Origin of the sequence: Marinicella marina (genome assembly GCF_030065545.1) — a bacterium.
GTDB classification, from domain to species: Bacteria; Pseudomonadota; Gammaproteobacteria; order Xanthomonadales; family Marinicellaceae; genus Marinicella; species Marinicella marina.
This window is the reverse complement of sequence record NZ_JASJNC010000001.1, coordinates 556,075-574,952: the sequence shown is the minus strand read 5'-3', so window position 1 is coordinate 574,952 and position 18,878 is coordinate 556,075. Positions and strand designations below refer to the sequence as shown.

The 18,878-nt window shown below is 45.4% G+C and carries 12 protein-coding genes; 8 read left to right on the top strand and 4 right to left on the bottom strand.

Translation table 11 applies throughout. The features are described from left to right. Positions 1-254: 254 nt before the first annotated feature. Positions 255-2,828 carry a phosphoenolpyruvate carboxylase gene (locus QNI24_RS02550; RefSeq protein WP_267175851.1) on the top strand — a complete coding sequence of 858 codons (2,574 nt, stop codon included), beginning with the start codon at positions 255-257 and terminating at the stop codon, positions 2,826-2,828. 43 nt (positions 2,829-2,871) lie between these two features. Here the strand turns inward: QNI24_RS02550 and QNI24_RS02545 are convergent, their stop codons facing one another. The 3 genes from QNI24_RS02545 to QNI24_RS02535 form a co-directional block, all read right to left on the bottom strand. Beyond that, the gene (locus QNI24_RS02545) at positions 2,872-4,578 is read right to left on the bottom strand and encodes an autotransporter domain-containing protein (protein WP_267175850.1); all 1,707 of its coding nucleotides are present in this window, start codon (positions 4,576-4,578) and stop codon (positions 2,872-2,874) included. 93 nt (positions 4,579-4,671) lie between these two features. Next, entirely contained in the window at positions 4,672-7,599 is a 2,928-nt protein-coding gene (locus QNI24_RS02540; protein ID WP_267175849.1) for a serine/threonine-protein kinase, read from the bottom strand. 114 nt (positions 7,600-7,713) lie between these two features. Next, positions 7,714-9,309 carry an isocitrate lyase gene (locus QNI24_RS02535; RefSeq protein WP_267175848.1) on the bottom strand — a complete coding sequence of 532 codons (1,596 nt, stop codon included), beginning with the start codon at positions 9,307-9,309 and terminating at the stop codon, positions 7,714-7,716. A gap of 274 nt (positions 9,310-9,583) precedes the next feature. Here QNI24_RS02535 and QNI24_RS02530 point away from each other — a divergent pair, with 274 nt between their 5' ends. Then, positions 9,584-11,752 carry a malate synthase G gene (locus QNI24_RS02530; protein ID WP_267175847.1) on the top strand — a complete coding sequence of 723 codons (2,169 nt, stop codon included), beginning with the start codon at positions 9,584-9,586 and terminating at the stop codon, positions 11,750-11,752. 104 nt (positions 11,753-11,856) lie between these two features. On the opposite strand, the gene QNI24_RS02525 is transcribed toward QNI24_RS02530, so the two are convergent. Continuing rightward, positions 11,857-12,528, bottom strand: a complete 672-nt coding sequence (locus tag QNI24_RS02525; protein WP_267175846.1) for a M48 family metalloprotease — start codon at positions 12,526-12,528, stop codon at positions 11,857-11,859. A 96-nt stretch (positions 12,529-12,624) separates the two neighbouring features. Between QNI24_RS02525 and QNI24_RS02520 the strand changes: the two genes are divergently transcribed. The 6 genes from QNI24_RS02520 to QNI24_RS02495 all read left to right on the top strand — a co-directional run bounded on the left by QNI24_RS02520 (position 12,625) and on the right by QNI24_RS02495 (position 18,796). After that, positions 12,625-13,140 (top strand): DUF1232 domain-containing protein, encoded by a 516-nt coding sequence (locus QNI24_RS02520; RefSeq protein ID WP_267175845.1) that lies wholly within the window; start codon positions 12,625-12,627, stop codon positions 13,138-13,140. A gap of 155 nt (positions 13,141-13,295) precedes the next feature. Continuing rightward, a complete protein-coding gene (gene hslV / locus QNI24_RS02515) occupies positions 13,296-13,847 on the top strand; it encodes an ATP-dependent protease subunit HslV (RefSeq protein ID WP_458368000.1) in 552 nt (183 codons plus the stop codon). A 19-nt stretch (positions 13,848-13,866) separates the two neighbouring features. After that, positions 13,867-15,183, top strand: coding sequence for an ATP-dependent protease ATPase subunit HslU (gene hslU / locus QNI24_RS02510; protein ID WP_488192486.1), 1,317 nt, complete (start codon positions 13,867-13,869; stop codon positions 15,181-15,183). Positions 15,184-15,255: 72 nt separating this feature from the next. Further along, positions 15,256-16,092, top strand: coding sequence for a hypothetical protein (locus QNI24_RS02505; protein ID WP_267175842.1), 837 nt, complete (start codon positions 15,256-15,258; stop codon positions 16,090-16,092). Positions 16,093-16,163: 71 nt separating this feature from the next. Continuing rightward, complete coding sequence (gene plsB / locus QNI24_RS02500; protein ID WP_267175841.1) at positions 16,164-18,575, top strand: glycerol-3-phosphate 1-O-acyltransferase PlsB; 2,412 nt, start codon at positions 16,164-16,166, stop codon at positions 18,573-18,575. Then, positions 18,572-18,796: a TIGR02450 family Trp-rich protein gene (locus QNI24_RS02495; protein ID WP_283708474.1), complete on the top strand. Its 225-nt coding sequence runs from the start codon at positions 18,572-18,574 to the stop codon at positions 18,794-18,796. The genes plsB and QNI24_RS02495 overlap by 4 nt, the downstream gene beginning before the upstream one ends. Positions 18,797-18,878 lie beyond the last annotated feature (82 nt).

Sequence of the window (18,878 nt, the reverse complement as noted above, 5' to 3'; positions counted from 1 at the left end):
ATTTGAGTCATTTCCTACTGTTGACATAATATTCACTGTGGCTTAATTAATATGTTTTACGTCCAATGCAAGTTTGACTGCGGCTTCTTACCCACACTGAGAAGTTCAGTTTTGAACTGCATTGGGCGCTTATTTGTTATCCCCCTGCCAAGCCTTGAATTGAAACAACCCTCAGATTTCCCTGTTACAAGGTCTCATTGCAGTCCATATACTCTCAGCGTAAAATATTAATTTTGACTTGGTGCAAAACCTTCATGCAGCACAAAAACCAATTGGCAAAGTACCGCAATTCGGTCCTTAATAAATTTCAAATCTATAACGGCTTATTCCTGAATTTGCCTTTCGATGCAGTGACACATACTGGCATGTTGTTGCCATTGTTGTCCAAAGCATGTGTGCAAGGCTTTGAAAAAAACCTCAGCCCACAACAAATCCTCACAGCTTTCATAGAACAACACATCCAAATCACCCACGAGGATGAACTGATTTCTGTGCTGTTTCGTTTTATTCAATACATAGAACGACAAATTGTGTTGTATGACTCTGTCGAAGAATCAGCTTTCACCGAGAACCATGATTTAAACGGCCAAGGCAGTGTGCCCTTTCTGGCCAAACAGGCTGATTACCAAGACAAAAAACCTGAGTTAAAAAAGGCACTGGAAACTTATGCTGTTCGAGTGGTACTCACAGCCCACCCCACCCAGTTCTACCCGGGTCCGGTATTAGGCATCATGACCGATTTAAGTGATTCCATTGCCAAAAACGACACTGCTTTTGTCGAACAACTGTTACAACAGTTGGGCAAAACCCCTTTGTTTAACAAACAAAAACCAACCCCCTTTGATGAAGCATTGAGTCTCATCTGGTATTTAGAAAATGTTTTTTATACCACCACCAAAACCATTTTGAAGCGCATCAAGGATCATGTTTTTAACGGTGACTCGCTGCCTGATAACACCCTCATTGAGTTGGGCTTTTGGCCCGGTGGCGACCGCGATGGTAACCCTTTTGTTAACACCCAAACCACCCTTGATGTGGCCGCACGGTTACGCAGCAGCATCTTAAAATGTTACCACCAGGATGTGCGTGATCTTAAAAGACGCCTGACTTTTCCGGGCATCGATCTGTTACTGGAAGCGGTTGAACACAAACTCTACGATGCGGCTTTTTTGAATCGCCAGTCTGACACTTTCAACCAACAGTCGCTGATCGCTGACCTTGAGGCCATCAGACAACAGGTATTGGATAAGCACCAAGGCTTGTTTGTTGATGCCATCGAGGCTTTGATTCAACAAGTCAAAACCTTTGGTTTCTATTTTGCGGGTCTGGATGTGCGACAAGACTCTAGGATTCATCACCAGGTGATGCAAGACGTTGCCACCGAGACCCAAGCGCTCAGTGCAAACTACCATCAACTGGCGGTCAATGAACAAATTTCGGCGTTAAAAAATATAAACCTTGCCATTGAATTTGAAAGCTTGGATTCTGCGCTGGCCAAAGACACTTTGTCATGCGTCAAGGAAATTCAAACCATTCAACAGCTCAATGGTGAGGCTGGTGCCAACCGCTATATCATCAGTAACTGTCAAAGCGCTTTGAATGTGCATGAGGTTTTGGCGTTTTTCACCCTGGCAGGCTGGCGCAAAGACCAGACCAAAGTCGATGTGGTGCCGTTGTTTGAAACCATTGATGATCTGATGGCAGCGCCCCAAGTGATGCAGCAGTTGTTCGAAGATGAGACATACCACGCCCATCTGCAACAACGCGGCATGCAACAAACCATCATGCTGGGTTTTTCTGATGGCACCAAAGACGGTGGCTACTTGGCGGCCAATTGGGCCATCGTTCAAGCCAAAGAAGCGTTATCAGTCATCGCCGATGCACACGACATCAAAGTTATTTTCTTTGATGGTCGCGGTGGCCCACCAGCACGTGGAGGTGGTGAAACCCATAAGTTCTATGCTTCACAAAGCAATGACATCGCCAACCATGCAACCCAATTAACCATTCAGGGCCAAACCATTTCAGCCAATTTTGGTAACCAAGACTCCGCACAATATAACCTGGAACAGTTACTCAGCGCCGGCTTATCGAGTCACATCAAAGACCACAACCAAGGCTGGGATGATGACAGCAAAGCACTGTTACAAGAACTGGCTGATGTCTCACTGACCCACTACACCGCATTCAAACAACACCCCAAGTTTGTGCCTTATTTGGAAAAAATCAGTACCTTGAAATACTACGGACAGACCAACGTTGGCTCAAGACCAACCAAACGATCAAAAGGCGAAGGCCTGGTATTTGAGGATTTACGGGCCATCCCTTTTGTTGGTGCTTGGAGTCAACTGAAACAAAATGTCTTGGGCTATTACGGCATGGGCGAGGCATTGAATAAGATGCTGGCCGCTGGCCGCTTGGCTGAACTACAAAAACTGTATGCCCACTCGGGTTACTTCAAGGCTTTGGTCGATAACAGCATGATGTCAATCTGTAAATCTTTTATGCCGTTGACCGCCTATCTGCAAGAAGATGAGGAATTTGGTGCCTTCTGGCTACAAATTTTTCAGGAGTTCACCAGCACTGAATCTGGCATCAAAAAAGTGGCTCAAGTAGAGACTTTACTGGCCGACAGTCCGGTGCGCAAACAATCCATTCAAACCCGTGAATCGATTGTTTTGCCGTTGTTAACCATCCAACAATTTAGTTTACAAAAAATCAATCAGCTGCAAGCATCCGGTGGAGATGAGGACCTAATCAAAGTGTATGAAAAACTGGTCATTCGCTCACTCTACGGCAACATCAATGCCAGCAGAAACTCTGTGTAACAGCTCGTTGATAAGGCGGCTGTTCTGAAATCACTGCTGCCGTTTAAAACTCAAAGCGCGCACCGAGGCTGATGGCATACTGATCGAAGTTCCTTAAGCCAAAAATCTGTTGGTAGCGCAGGTAAAACATCTTGCCATTGGCGGTGACCCAGGTCAGCCCGATGCTGGCTTGGCTGGAGGTGTTTTCGGTGAAGTTTGTCTCGACATTGAACAGTTCATCCACTGGCATGCCAATCAAACGCATGGCCATGATGCCACCGTCCTGGTCTTCGCGGTTGTACTGCCAACTGACCTGTGGTGAAACCACGCCATTGCGGGTGCTGATGGCTCGGGACAAGTTAAAACCCAGGTTGTATTTGGTCGACTCAAAGTCTTGTTCGGCATAAAAAATGTTAAACCCGCGCGCGCCAGACTCAGTGAACTGATCCAGCTGATTATCCACGTACTCAATTCCCAAATAAGGTGAGAATTGCCAGGCACCGAAATTAAAGCCGTAACCAGCACTGATGGCTGCAGTGAATTGTTCAGATTGGGTGCGACCAATGGCTTCGATGTCGACAATGGCATCAATCAATTCAAAGAATTCATTCCTGGTTTGTTTGATATCCGGGCGAGCATAACTCAGTCTGGTATCGACATATATGTTATCGGTCGGAGTGAACAAACCGAATACATTCAAACTCAAACCCTCTGACTCCATGGCCACACCAGAACCGGTATTGGACTTCATTTGGTTATAACCCAGCGCGCTGCCGATGACCACGCGGTTAGAAAATCGGTAATCAACACCCACGGTTAAACTGTCTGAATCAAAATCAAATCCATCGTTGATTTCATCAGCGTATTGGTAATCACCTGCAGCGATGTTGCCGTTGATGAAAAAGCCCCATGGCGATACAAAACTGGCTGCGGCCGCATCATCACCTTGGTAACCGAGCATCGATACTGGTAAAGACTGGCTGCCATTACTCAAGCTCAAATCTGCCACTGAAAAACCACTGATGCCACTGCGCAATTGCGCCATGCGTTGGCCTATGTTACTGAGTTGTGATGCCACCAGCTTGGTTGAGTTTCTGGCTTGGTGTACCACGTTGCGGGGTCGCATCCAGCTCAATACCCGAGTGATGGTTTCAAAATCACCCAGTTCTGCTTGCTGCAATAAGTCATCACACAAGCCATCCAAGCCATTGTGTAAGTTGTCACCCGAACAGTATGCGCCCAGCACCCTGGCAGCGCGCTCAAAACGTTTTTTGCGGTTCTCAGGCATGTTAGTCAGCATGCCCAAAGCATAATTATCAATGGTCGGTAAAGGTTGTACTTGGAACACGGCAGTGGCGGTGTTGTTGCTTGGGTTGGGATCGTTGGCGTTGGAACTGACTTCTGAGTTAATGATGAGGTTATCGGGTTGTTCTTGTTGTTCCAGCTGCACCCGCAGCAAGATGATTTTTTGTGAACCAGCTGCAAAATCACCGATGTTTTGGCAAACAATCAAACCGGCCTCAACATTGACCTCGCATGGGCCAGATGCAGTGGTAGCAATATCTGAGAACAAACCCTGAGCCACTTCCATTCGCAACTTCACACCCTGCGCAATGTCGGGCCCGGCGTTGCGAACTGTGATTTCCATTTTGGCTAAATCACCGGTGATTACTCTGGCTTGAAATAGCCTGACATCAACACCTACATCCGCCTCCTGTGCCATCAGCCCAGTGGCGCTCAGTAATAAAAACAACCAACAATGCTTTCTCATCTTCTGTCCCTTTTTCTTTTTATTGTTATGCCAAGCAAGCCAATTGTCAATTCATACCAACGACAATTTAATGACCGGCACATGAGCCAAGTGCTACCTAACCAATGCCAATAAAGCCGACTCAACGACTGTAAAAAAGCGGTTGTCTTGATCGATTTCCAAGGCTCTTCTGATATAAATCAAACCCTGCTCTCTGGCGATTTTCTGCTGTTCAGCAGACACCTCACTTTGTGCTACGCGCAAGTTATGACCAGCCAGTGCCAATAAACCATAAGGGTTGTTTTCGATGGCTTCTGCCAAGTCTCTGAACAGTAAATTGGCTTGCTCAAAGTTTTGGTCAGTGATGGCGGCGCTGATGGAAGTGATGTTGGCGTGACTGACTAAAATAGGGTAACTGTTGGCGTTGATAGCCATGGCTTGTTGGATGTTTTCTTGCGCTTTGAGTAAGTGGTCGGCTATCGGCTGACGATTTTGGTGTAAGTGCTCTGCCAGCATGGCGTGGGTATTGGCCAGCTTCATCAATTGGTGTGGCTCATTTTTGATGACATTGTCAGCAGGTTTTAAAAAAGCCAGCAACTGTTCACCCAATGGCAAGATATCTTGTTGCTTTAAATCAGCCAATAACAACCGCATCCAATGAATTTCTGCCATGTTGGTGACCAAGCCCCACTGTTCACTGACCAACAAGTCTTGGGTTAATTTGGCCTCATCATAAATCCGTTGCGCCCAATCAAACAAAGCCGTCACATCCGCTCCATGAGCAATTTTTAGTTGTGCTTGTTGCGCCATAGCATACAAGGCATCACCAATCAAATAAGGTTTATAAGCACTTTCAACCAACATCAATTTTTCCAGAATTGCCACGGCAGCATTGACTTGTTGTCGACCGTCTTGGCCAGACAGCGCCAAATGTTTACTTTCAATCACCAACAACAATGCTTGGTTCCAATTGAAGTCATATACATTATTCAGGTTGTTGGTTTGCTCATTCCATTGTGCAGCTGTTTTGAGGCTATCAGTGGCATCTAAACCCTGGCTTAATTGCCACTGAGCCAGCAGCATATGAATTCTGGCCAACAAGTGTTTGGGGTACGGATCAGATGGAATGGTAATCAAGGCATTTTCACAAGCCTGTTTGGCCTCTTCAGCGAAATTCAAAACCCCATCGCCTGTTCGCTGAACCGCATCTGCCATCAAATTCAACTGCTGATAACAAAGGCTTTGGTAAGTGGGCGGATAACTTCTGGCCATCTGTGCCGATAGCTGATAAGTCTCTGCGGTCATAACACCGAATTTTTGCGCCTTTTCCCACTGGCCGTTTTGTCGCGCTGACTGCATCATGGCTGATAAAATCAGGGCCTTTAATTTCACCGCATCTTTGTTCCAACGTTCGTTACTTAATATCTCATCAACTGCTGACAGGGCCGTTTCCAATGATTCATTTTGTGACATCACAAAAGCCTGATAAAGTGGTTTTGGACCTGATTGTTGTTGTGTTATTTTGATGTACTCTAGCGCAGGTTCAAGGTATTTTTGCCGAAACGCTTGATCGCTCATGGCTAAATCAAAACCGTGCTGATCAGAATATTCAATCGCTTGATCAATGTAACTGCCAATCCAAGCGTCGGCCAATAAATGCGCTTCCGCTTGTCCTTGCTCCAACAATTCAATGGCTTCATCAAAATACTCAGCTTTCAACATGATGATGCCTTGTAGGCGCAATTTATCCACCGCGTTGAGGCCATCTTCTGCCTCAATGGTGGCATACAGCGCCTCGCCTTGGGCCAGAATTTGGTTTATCTCTTCGCTGACTGAATGAATCGGTAGAACATATATTTGTTCACTTTGATTAACCAAATCATCAATTTGGTTCTCATAAGATTTGATTAATTCGTTGCGGTTGGCTTGGTTGCCCATTGCCAGCCATTGCCAGATCAGCACCAACAAAAACACACATGCCAGCGCCACGGCAGCCATTTTGAGGCGGCGCTTTTGCCTGATCTCTGGGGCCATTTGTATTTCACCAATGCGCTTGAGCACATCAGTGGCTGTGGGCCTTTTGTCGGCATCAATTTGAGTCATTAATGCAACCAAATCAACCACCGGTTCAGCCACACCGGTCATGACTTGGCGTTTGCCTTGTTGCACATCCCACAACAACTGCTCAGTTTCCAAAACTTCATAAGCCGCTTGGTGGGCAAAAATTTCTTGCGCAATGATTCCCATGGCATAAATGTCACTGGCAGTATCTATGCTTTTGCCCATGGCTTGTTCCGGACTCATGTAGCGAATGGTACCCACCAAGGAACCATGTTGGGTCAGACCTGCGTTTTGTTTTGATGCAGTGCCCGCAGCCTCAATCGGGTGACTGGTCAGTGATTGTGCAATACCAAAATCCAACACCTTAACCTGGCCACTGCGCGTGATCATGATGTTGTCTGGCTTCAAATCTCGGTGCACAATACCGTGTTCATGGGCCACTTCAAGGGCACCAGCTAAAGCTGCCAATACGGCCAATTTTTGTGCTTCATCCAAGGGCGTTTTGTACAAGGGCTCACCATCAATGAACTCCATCACCAGAAAGTCTCCCAGATCATCTTCAACATAATCATAGAGCTGACAAATAGACGGGTGATTGATCTTTGACATGATCTGTGCTTCACGCACAAACCGTTGATGAGTGGCTGGGCTTTTGAGGTGTTCAGCGCGAATCGCTTTGACCGCAACCTGCCGTTCCAGTTTCTCGTCAAAACCCAAGTAAACCGAGCCCATACCGCCCTCGCCCAACAGTTTTTCTATGCGGATGCGCTTGATCATGGTACCCGGCTTGATGTGGTCATCAGAAACCGCTGGTTTGTTTTGCTTGAGGAAGGCAGTTAATTGTTGTTCATCACCCAGCAGGGTTTCTAGTTGGCTTCTGACTTGGCTGTCATCCAGTTGTTGTAAGAATTCAGTGCGTGCTTCGGTATCCAGGTCCAAGGCCTGTTTGAGTAACTCAGTGGTGTCTTTTCGACGACTCAAAGTCGTGTTGAATCAAATAACATAAATATGATTATAACCAAAGGCAGAAACAACAGCGCAAAAAAAAGCCCCACATAAGTGAGGCTTTTCGATGTTACTTGGCGTTAAATCAAATCAATCAAACTGATTCATGGTGTTGTCTTCACCTGAAGCTTTCAAAGCAGCATCGCCAGAAAAATATTCTTTGTGGTCATCACCGATGTTTGAACCGGCCATGTCTTGGTGTTTAACACAAGCCAATTTTTCTCTGATTTCTTTTCTTTGAACACCTTGCACATAGGCCAACATGCCCGCTTCTCCATAGTAGCCCTTGGCCAGCTGATCGGTTGACAATGCAGCGGTGTGGTAAGTAGGCAATGTGATCAAATGGTGGAACACACCCGCTTGTTGTGCAGCGTCTTTTTGGAAAGACTGAATCATTTGGTCGGCTTTCTGACCCAATTCAGTTTCATCGTATTGGCTGTCCATCAAGCCATCGCGGTCGTATGCTGAAACATCATCGCCGGCTTCAACCATCAAGTCATAGGCTTGTTGGCGGAAGTTCAATGTCCAGTTAAACGATGGCGAGTTGTTATAGACTAATTTGGCATTGGGCACCGCTTCACGGATGCGTTTTACCATGCCGCCAATTTGGCCCACATGTGGCGTTGATGTCTCAATCCACAGCAAGTCAGCACCGTTTTCTAAACTGGTGATACTGTCTAACACACAGCGGTCTTCTCCGGTGCCTTTTTTGAATTGGAACAAACCACTGGGCAAACGTTTGGGCTTCAATAATTTACCCTCTTGTTTGATCACCACATCACCGTTGTTCAGGTCTTCCAAGGAAATGTCTTCACAATCCAAAAAAGCATTGTACTGATCGCCTAAATCACCTGGTTCATTGGTCACCGCGATTTGTTTGGTCAAACCAGCACCCAACGAGTCGGTTCTGGCAACAATCACACCATCATCCACACCCAATTCTAAAAAGGCGTAACGCACGGCGCGGATTTTTGCCAAGAAGTCAGCGTGTGGCACTGTGACTTTGCCGTCTTGGTGACCACATTGTTTTTCATCAGACACTTGGTTTTCGATTTGAATGGCACAGGCGCCTGCTTCAATCATCTTCTTGGCCAACAAGTACGTGGCCTCTTCGTTACCAAAACCCGCATCAATGTCAGCAATGATGGGTACCACGTGGGTTTGGAAATTATCAATGGCTTCCTGAGCGCGCTGTGCTTTGACTTCATCACCGGCCGCCTTGGCATCATCCAGGGCTTTGAATAAATGACGCAATTCACGGGCATCGGCTTGTTTCAAAAAGTCATACAACTCTTTGATCAATGCAGGTACACTGGTTTTCTCATGCATGGACTGATCAGGCAAAGGTCCAAACTCAGATCGCAGGGCAGCAATCATCCAACCAGAAAGGTACAAATATCGTTTGGCTGTGGTGCCGTGGTGTTTTTTTACGGCGATCATTTTTTGTTGACCGATGAAGCCATGCCAGCAACCCAAAGACTGGGTGTAATTTGATGAATCAAGGTCGTAATCTTGCATGTCCTTGCGCATGATTTTTGCCGTGTATTTGGCTATGTCCAAACCGGTTTTAAAACGATTTTGCAACTTCATTCGAGCCACGAATTCGGGGTTAATGGAAGACCATGGTGATTGGTTCTCTTTAATCACTCCGTCGGCTGAATTCACTTCTGATTGGTAATTTAACATGGTTAAAATCCTGTTGTATAAATTTGGGTGTCAGACACCTTTGGTTAATAAATCTCGCTCTTTGAAAGCCATTCAAACAAACGTTTGAATAACAACTTCAGGCATGATAAGCACGTTTTCGTCACTTTTAAACTGTTTTTTGAAGTATTTTAAGCAATTTAATTTTTTTTATACTTTTGTCTTATTTTCTCTAAAATTAGAGTTTTTAGTCTAAAAAGCTGTTATAAAATAAAAAGGTTTTATTCTTTCATCTTTCACCTAAATAGGAATCTTGATGACCCAATACAGTGACAAAAACACCCTCAAAGTTGATACCATTTTGGCCAATTTCATTGATCATGAAGTCCTGCCGGAACTGAACATATCAGCAGCCGATTTCTGGCAATCAATGGCTACAGTCATTGATGACATGGCACCTATTAACCAACAACTTCTCAAAAAGCGGGAATCATTGCAAGCAAACCTAGACCAATGGCTAACAAAAAACCGCGAGCAATTCAATCACTTAAAATATGTGAGTTACTTGAAGGAAATTGGTTATTTGGTGGAAGAAGGTGAGAAATTCAGCATTGACACGGCCAATGTCGATGATGAAATCGCCTTACAAGCAGGGCCACAATTGGTGGTACCCACTTCCAATGCACGCTTCGCTTTGAACGCCACCAATGCGCGTTGGGGCAGCTTGTATGACGCGCTTTATGGTACCGATGTGATTCCAGAGACCGGTGGTGCCGAGAAATCAGGCGGCTACAATCCAGTGCGCGGGCAGAAAGTGATTGCTTATGGTCGTGATTTTTTGGATGCCAACTTCCCGTTGGAACAAGGCAGTCACCGCGATGTAACTGCGTATACCATTGAAGGCGGTCATTTGAAGGTCAGCTTCAGCGATGCAACATCAGGCCTCAAAGACACAGCACAATGGGTTGGATTCAATGGCCTTGCTGAAACACCAACACAAATTTTACTGCGCAACAATGGCTTACATGTCATCATTGAAATTGATGCCGAATCAGCCATTGGTAAAACCGATCAGGCTGGCGTCAAAGACCTGACTTTTGAAGCAGCCGTGACTACCATTCAAGACTTTGAAGACTCTGTGGCTGCCGTCGATGGCGAGGATAAAGTTGGGGTTTATCGCAACTGGCTGGGATTGATGCGTGGTGACTTGTCAGACAGCTTTGAAAAAGGCGGCCAACAAGTGACCCGTGTGGCAGCACCGGATAAAACCTTTTCAACAGCCAGTGGTGAAACAATCACCCTACCTGGCCGCAGCTTGCTGTTCTGTCGCAATGTGGGACACTTAATGACTAACCCTGCCATCTTGTACCAAGGCGACCAAGAGGTGCCCGAGGGCATCATGGATGCCATGATCAGCGTACTGATTTCAATGCACGACTTGCGCGACTTGGGTCAATTATCAAACTCCAGAACCGGTAGCATTTACATCGTGAAACCGAAAATGCATGGCCCTGAAGAAGTGGCTTTTGCTAACAGCTTGTTCAACCGGGTTGAAGATGAATTGGGACTGCCCAGACACACCATCAAAATTGGTGTGATGGATGAAGAGCGTCGCACCACAGTTAACTTAAAAGAATGCATCCGTCAGGTTAAGGGCCGCATTGTTTTCATCAATACGGGTTTCTTAGACCGCACCGGTGATGAGATTCATACCAGCATGTTACTGGGGCCAATGGCACCCAAGGCGGACATCAAAACCATGCCATGGATCAAAGCATATGAAGACTGGAACGTTGATATGGGATTAGAATGTGGCTTCACCGGTAAAGCCCAAATCGGCAAAGGCATGTGGGCCATGCCCGATGAGATGGCCAAAATGATGGCAATCAAATCAGAACATCCTGAAGCAGGAGCCAACTGTGCTTGGGTGCCTTCACCCAATGGCGCCACCCTACACGCCATGCATTACCACCAAATCAATGTGTTTGATGTGCAAGCTGAATTGAAAAAACGTGAACGCGCTGACATCAATGACATCCTGAGAATACCCTTGTGTCAAGACCCAAGTGCGTTAACAGCTGAGCAGATTCAACACGAACTGGATAACAACGCCCAAGGTATTTTAGGCTATGTGGTGCGCTGGATTGATCAAGGCGTGGGCTGTTCCAAAGTCCCCGACATCAACAATGTCGGCCTGATGGAAGACCGCGCCACCTTGCGTATTTCTAGCCAACACATTTGTAACTGGCTGGAACACGGCATTTGTGATGCAGAGCAAGTAAAAGACACTTTCAAACGCATGGCAAAAGTGGTCGATGAACAAAACGCCGGTGACTCGGCATACACCAATATGTCTGATGACCTCAGCAACAGCACCGCCTACCAAGCGGCTCTGGACTTGGTATTCAAAGGCAAAGAACAGCCCTCAGGCTATACCGAACCATTGTTGCACGCCTACCGCCTCAAACTCAAAGCCAAAAAATAACAACAGCCAAAGCCAGGGTAATCCTTTTCTGGATTACCCTGTTTTAAAGACACCCTTTTTATTCAGTATCTATCAAACATTAACTTCAAATCAGGCCAGAGATATCAACGACGGCCTGACCATTCCATTTCGACCACTTCAGCTGGTAAATTTTTGGGTTTGATTCTGTGTTTAAGCTGCACATGATCAGCTGAACGTTCATTAACTTGTTTACTGATACGCAGCAAATAGTGTTGAATTTGTAACGGGTCTCTGTGGCTTTCACTCAACCACCTGTCAGCGTGATCATCAGCCTCTTGCTCTAGCTGGCGATAAAACTTTTTGATTCTTGATTTGGTAAAAAATTTGGGTGGATCATTCACCAGTGCTTGTGCTTGTTGGTGGTGATTTAGTACCATATGAGCATGCTCATGAGTCAGAATGTGTGCCAATTGATCGTCATTTCGGATGTTCTCAAGCAGCCCTTTGGTTAACACAACATGACCGTGAGCCAATGAATAAGCATTGGCAAAGTCAGCGCCGATTATCAAGCAGCGTTTGAATTGTTTGAGTTCTAAATCACTCAGTAACTCATTGCATTTCCGCTGCCACAGCTGGTTCTTATAAAAGCCATATGTTTTGATTAATTGAGCTTCTTGCTTTTTAGCGCTTTCAAACAGTGCTGTTTTTTCCATGTCAGATTGAGACAAAGAAGAGTCAGGGGTCAGTAACAAAACACCGAATAAAACGTAGTAAATGTAGATGAGGTAAATATTTTTGATATTTAATACTCGCAATAAAGCACAGCAATGATAATATAAATGCTTCGTTTCAGCCATTTGATTTATCATTCAGGCTGTTTATAATAACTTATTTTTGACAGAGGAAAACTCATGGCAACAGTTTCGATAGATATTGATGATCAAGTCAAAGCACATTTTAATAAATTCATAGAAGAGCATGGCACCAACATCGATTCTAATGATGTCAAAGAGGCATTAGAGAAAGTCCGTGAAGTGCGCAACAGCATCAATGACGGTTATGTTATTGACCAAGTGGGTTGTTTGCAAATGATGCTGAGCATGGTTGAAGACCAAACTTGGGTCATAGAAGACAGCAACAAAGAAAAAATCAATGCCACCATCAAATACTTCATCGATGACAATGATGTCATACCAGATCATATTCCTGGCATTGGTTATGTTGATGACTGTATTGTGATTGACGGCACCATGGATGCCGTTGAAGATGAAATGATGGAATACAAAGATTTTTGTAGGGCCCGATTGGTATACGCCAAAAATGGTCCATTCAGTTTGGAAGAGTGGGCAGAAATTAAAGATCAAGAAGCCGTCAGTCGAGCAAGAAACCGCCGCTTCCGTAAATCCAAGCGCAAGCGCGGCTGGTAATTCAACTGAACAGTTAACGCTGTGGGAAACACCGCTGATTCAGGCGGTGTTTTTTTTTGCCAAAAAATGTTGGCGATAACAAAGTAACCATCAAGTGATTGATTTTTCTCAGTTACAACCCATTTAAGCAACACATAATTACAAACAAATCATTCATGAAAGAATCCATGCATAACTACCGCGGAACGACCATTGTCAGTTACCGTGACAAAAACCAAGTGGTCATTGGTGGTGACGGTCAAGTCACTTTGGGCAACACCGTGATGAAATCCAATGCACGTAAAGTCAGACGGCTTTATCGCAATGAAGTGCTGGCTGGCTTTGCTGGCGCCACCGCTGATGCCTTTACCCTGTTTGAGGTTTTTGAGGCTAACTTAGAGAAACACTCAGGACATTTGGTCCGTTCAGCCGTTGAAATGGCCAAAGAATGGCGTACCGATCGACGACTGGGTCGCTTGGAAGCTTTGTTGGCGGTAGCCGATAAAGAAACCTCTCTGATCATCTCAGGCAATGGCGATGTGATTGAACCCGAACACGGTTTGATCGCTATTGGTTCAGGTGGGCCGTTTGCCCAAGCTGCTGCCTTGGCAATGATCAAAAACTCGAAATTGCCAGCTGAAAAGTTGGTCAAAGAGTCCTTGAACATCGCTGCCGATATTTGCATTTACACCAACCGCAACCACACCATAGAAACACTGGAATTATAAAGGAATCACTATGTCAAACATGACTCCAAGAGAAATCGTCCAAGAGTTGGACAAACACATCATTGGTCAACACAAAGCCAAACGCTCGGTAGCCATCGCCCTTCGAAACCGCTGGCGCCGGATGCAGTTGGATGATGCCATGGCGAAAGAAATCACACCAAAAAACATCTTGATGATTGGCCCCACGGGTGTAGGTAAAACTGAAATTGCACGGCGTTTAGCAATTTTAGCTGATGCGCCTTTTATTAAAGTGGAAGCCACCAAATTCACCGAAGTTGGCTATGTCGGTAAAGATGTGGAATCAATCATCAGAGATCTGGTTGAATCATCCATGAAAAGAACCCGTGAAGCGGCCATGCGACAAGTCACCAAAAAGGCCGAAGACGCGGCTGAGCAGCGCGTGTTGGATTATCTGTTGCCGAAAAGAGAATCACCGATTCCGGGTGAGGCTGTTGACGATTCAAATACCCGAGCCAAGTTCCTAACCAAATTGCGTGAGGGTAAACTGGGTGACAAAGAAATAGAAATCAAAGTTGATATGAACATGGGTGTTGACATCATGGGCCCTCCCGGCATGGAGGAAATGACTGATCAACTACAAAGCATGTTCGAAAATTTGGGCAAGAAAAAACAACAAAGCAAAAAAATGACGGTGCAACAAGCACTGCCTGTGTTGGCAGAGCAGGAAGCACAGAAACTGATCAATGAAGATGAGATCAGGCAACAAGCGCTGGCCCAAGCCGAACAAAACGGCATTGTATTCATTGATGAAATTGACAAAGTCGCCAAAAGTGGTGGCATGGGCGGCTCAGGACAGGTCTCACGTGAGGGCGTGCAACGTGATTTGTTGCCCATGATTGAAGGCTCGGTGGTTAACACCAAGTACGGCACCATCAAAACCGACTACATATTGTTCATCGCTTCAGGCGCTTTTCATTTGAGCAAACCCTCTGATTTAATCCCTGAACTACAAGGCCGCTTGCCCATCAGGGTTGAACTGCGGGCATTGACCAGTGATGACTTCGAACGCATCTTAACCGAACCTGAGCATTCACTGACCGAACAATACAAAGCCTTGATTGGCACCGAAGACGTCGCCCTGAGCTTCACTGATGAGGGCATCAAGCGCATCGCTGAAATCTCTTGGTCGGTGAACGAAAAAACCGAAAACATTGGGGCCCGAAGACTACATACTGTGCTGGAAAATCTTTTGGATGAAGTGGCTTTTGATGCTTCAGATAAATCAGGCCAAGAATATGTGATTGATGCCGAACATGTTGATAAAGCATTGGGTGAATTGGCCCAAGATGAGGACTTAAGTCGCTACATTTTGTAGAGTAATCTTGTGAATTGGCTTTATTCAAGGGATAATAGCTGGTTTACATTTAAATACAGAGAAGAGGAACACATGAACAAACGAATTAAACTGATAGCACTGCTGTTGATCGCAACCGTTGGATTGGTTGCCTGTGGTGGCAATGATGAAGGCACAAACTCTGCAGCCAGTGAAATTGCTAAATTGGACACCAGCAGCCCAGATGGCGCCTTCATGGCTTCAATTGCGGCAATGAAGTCCAACGATTTGGCCTCCTTGGTTAAAAATTCATTGAGCGAAGAGCAGTACAACGAACTGGTGACTGAATTTGAAAACAATAAATCAACCAGTTTTTCAGAAGCTGATAAAGCTCAGTTTGCTACCACCATCGGCATGTTGACCGGTGAAGGCGCTGAAGACCAGTTGTACGCTATGGCTGCACCACAACTCGAACAAGCGCGTGCCATGCTGCCAATGATGTTGATGATGGGTAAAGACCAAATCATCCAAGGCATCAAAACCAACCCCATGTTGCCAGAAGCACAACGCGATTCAGCCGCTACTGTAGTTGGCGCGGCGATGGATTGGGCTGGTGAAAATGACATTTTGAGTGAAGAAAAAACCAAAGCAGCCATTGCTGCCGTGGTCAGCACAGCCAGATCGTTGAACATGACTTCGTTGGATGAAGTACAAAACCTGAGTTTCGACCAAGCCTTAGAAAAAGGTTCGGTGGTATTCGGTGGTGTTAAAGATGTTTTGGGTGCCTACGGTATCTCCATGAATGACATGTTGGATTCAGTGGAAGTCGAAACGGTTGACGTGCAAGGCGATAAAGCCACCATGAATGTCAAATTTGATGTTTTCGGTGAAGAAGTCAAACAAGTTATGAACATGGTTAAGAAAGACGGCGTTTGGGTTGGCGAACAGTAATCAACCCATTCATTTCACAGCGAAAGGGTCGCGTTGCGGCCCTTTTTCAGCTTTGATGCTACCACGCGCTGATGTCACTGTTAAGTAAATTACTTTACCTGCGGGTCAAAGTAGAATATTCTCCTACCAAGCTGAAAAGCCTGGGAATCAACCCTGACATTCCTTTTTTATATGTGCTCTCAAGCGAATCAACCATATCAAGAAGCATATTGTGGGAAGAAATCAATCGAGGCAATTTACCCAAACCATTCAAATTAGACTCCGAGTTTGGGTTGAAAAAAAGCATTTTGGCATCAGAGAAAACAGTTGGTTTTTGGAACCAAAAACTGGACTTCAAAGACTTTGAAACACAACTAGAAGACCTGATTGTTCAAATCCGCAACGACCAAAACAAACAACTGCAGTTGATACCCATCTCGGTTTTTTTAGGTCGAGCACCAGACAAAGACCATGGTTTCTTTAAAGTCATTTTCTCCGAGAAGTGGGGCATCACAGGCCGCTTCAGGAAATTTTTCTCGGTGTTGGTTCATGGCAAGCATACTTTGGTCAGGCTCAGCCAACCGATTTTAGTCAACAAAGATTTAGACACCCAAGATGACCCTGTGAGGATGACTCACAAGCTTTCACGGGTTTTGCGCTTACACAACAACCGCGTCAAAACATCCGTGGTAGGCCGCGATTTATCGCATCGTCGCACCATTGCTAAGAACATCATTAAAAGACCCATTGTCCAGCAAGAAATCCGGAATTATGCGGAACGGCGTAAGTTGGCGCCGGAAATTGCTGAGAAGGAGGCAGAGAAAATTATCCGTGAAATAGCCGCGGATTATTCCTATTCAGCCATCAAATTCATGAGTGGCATTTTCCGCTGGTTTTGGACCAAGGTCTATGACGGCGTTAAACTCAACTTTTTTGATGAGTTGAGGAACTTGGCCACTGAAAAAGAAATCATCTATACTCCTTGTCACCGCAGCCACATCGATTACCTGATCCTGTCATATTCCTTGTATGAGCGGGGCATCGTGCCACCGCACATAGCGGCAGGTATCAATTTAAACCTGCCTGTAGTCGGTCGGATTTTGCGCGGTTCAGGTGCGTTTTTTCTGCGGCGTTCATTCAATTCGGCACTGTACTCAACCATTTTTTCTGAGTACTTAAGTTCATTGATTGCGCACGGTGTATCAATTGAATATTTCATTGAAGGCACCCGTTCGCGAACTGGCCGTTTGTTGCACCCCAAAGCAGGCATGTTGGCGATGACAGTGCGCAGTTATTTGAATGAGCGTAGCAAGCCTTTGGTGTTTGTGCCCTCATCACTGAACTATGAAAAGTTGATGGAAGGTGCCTCCTACAAAAATGAATTGGGTGGTAAAGGCAAGAAGAAAGAGTCCATCGGTGGTTTGTTCAAAACGTGGAAGTTACTGAAAGAAGACTATGGGCGATTGACGGTTAATTTTTCTGAACACATTGAGTTGGACCGTTTATTGGACAAACACCAACCCAATTGGCGTGAAATTAAGCTTGGGGTGAAAGAGAAACCACAGTGGTTCAAAGATGTGGTGTCAGAGGCCGGCAATGAAATCCTCACTAACATCAACAAGGCCTCACACGTCAACCCCATAAACCTATTGGCTGTGACGCTGTTATCAACACCCAACCGTGCTGCATCTGAGAAGAACCTGAGAGCACAAATTGAACTGTACCGAAAGATTATTCTGAATCTGCCATATTCTGAACGCACCACCGTCACTGAATTAACGGTGGATGAAATCATTGCCAAGGGCGTGAACTTAGGCTTCATCCAACGCGTTGAGCATCCATTGGGTGATGTTGTTCAAGTCAAAGACGAAATGGGCGTGTTGATGACCTATTACCGCAACAACGTGCTGCACCTATTTGCTGCCAGCTCATTCATAGCGATGTTTTTTGTTAATGATTTAAAACAACCCCGCCGTGAGATTTTGCGTTTAATGGCGATTGTTTACCCCTTCATCAAAAATGAACTTTTTCTCAAATGGACCCGAGAAGAATTTGTTGAATATGGCAGGAAAACACTGAAACTGCTGAAGGATTTAGACCTGCTGGTATCGGTGGGGCGTAATTTAGAGCGCCACAAAGGCGGCTCATTACAAGCCGCACAACTGCGGGTTTTAGCCAATGCGCTGATGCAAACTTACGAACGATTCTTTATCGTGATTGCCTTGCTGAAAAAACGTGGCTCAGGCACCCTGACCAGTGGCGAGCTTGAATCCTTGTGTCAACAAGTGGCCAGTCAGTTATCCTTGCTCTATGAGTTCAATTCACCTGATTTCTTTGACAAAAACCTGTTCAAACAATTCATCAGTGTGCTGAAAGAAGAACAAATCATCAAGACCGATCCAGCCGGAAAAATCATCCACTCAGATAATTTAGAGCCGATGTACTTAGGCGCGAAGAACATTTTATCCAGGCGCATCCGTCACAGCATTTTGTATTTGTTGTGAGCCCCATAACCCCCACCAACCCCAAAAAATTACGCAACAGCAAATGGACCTCATTGCACCCTGAAAATCGCGAAAAGCATTTTCTCATCACCCGCATTGAACAACAAAAAAATGGTGAGATTAACCATTGCCAAATTCAGGCAGTGTTGACCAAAAGAACGTTTTTAATCAATGTCTCTGAATTGAATGATAAGAGAAAGTGGTGTCACGGTTGGCTTTGAAGGTCTTTATCTGAGTCCACCAACAACCGCCAATTCAAACCTTGTGGCGATTAAAATAACGCTAAAACTTGCAACAATCCAC

Excerpts from the sequence above, each read along its gene's own strand:
- QNI24_RS02550 (WP_267175851.1), top strand. The coding sequence starts at position 255 with ATGCAGCACAAAAACCAATTGGCAAAGTACCGCAATTCGGTCCTTAAT.
- QNI24_RS02545 (WP_267175850.1), bottom strand. The coding sequence starts at position 4,578 with ATGAGAAAGCATTGTTGGTTGTTTTTATTACTGAGCGCCACTGGGCTG.
- QNI24_RS02535 (WP_267175848.1), bottom strand. The coding sequence starts at position 9,309 with ATGTTAAATTACCAATCAGAAGTGAATTCAGCCGACGGAGTGATTAAA.
- QNI24_RS02530 (WP_267175847.1), top strand. The coding sequence starts at position 9,584 with ATGACCCAATACAGTGACAAAAACACCCTCAAAGTTGATACCATTTTG.
- QNI24_RS02520 (WP_267175845.1), top strand. The coding sequence starts at position 12,625 with ATGGCAACAGTTTCGATAGATATTGATGATCAAGTCAAAGCACATTTT.
- hslV (WP_458368000.1), top strand. The coding sequence starts at position 13,296 with ATGAAAGAATCCATGCATAACTACCGCGGAACGACCATTGTCAGTTAC.
- hslU (WP_488192486.1), top strand. The coding sequence starts at position 13,867 with ATGACTCCAAGAGAAATCGTCCAAGAGTTGGACAAACACATCATTGGT.
- QNI24_RS02505 (WP_267175842.1), top strand. The coding sequence starts at position 15,256 with ATGAACAAACGAATTAAACTGATAGCACTGCTGTTGATCGCAACCGTT.
- plsB (WP_267175841.1), top strand. The coding sequence starts at position 16,164 with ATGTCACTGTTAAGTAAATTACTTTACCTGCGGGTCAAAGTAGAATAT.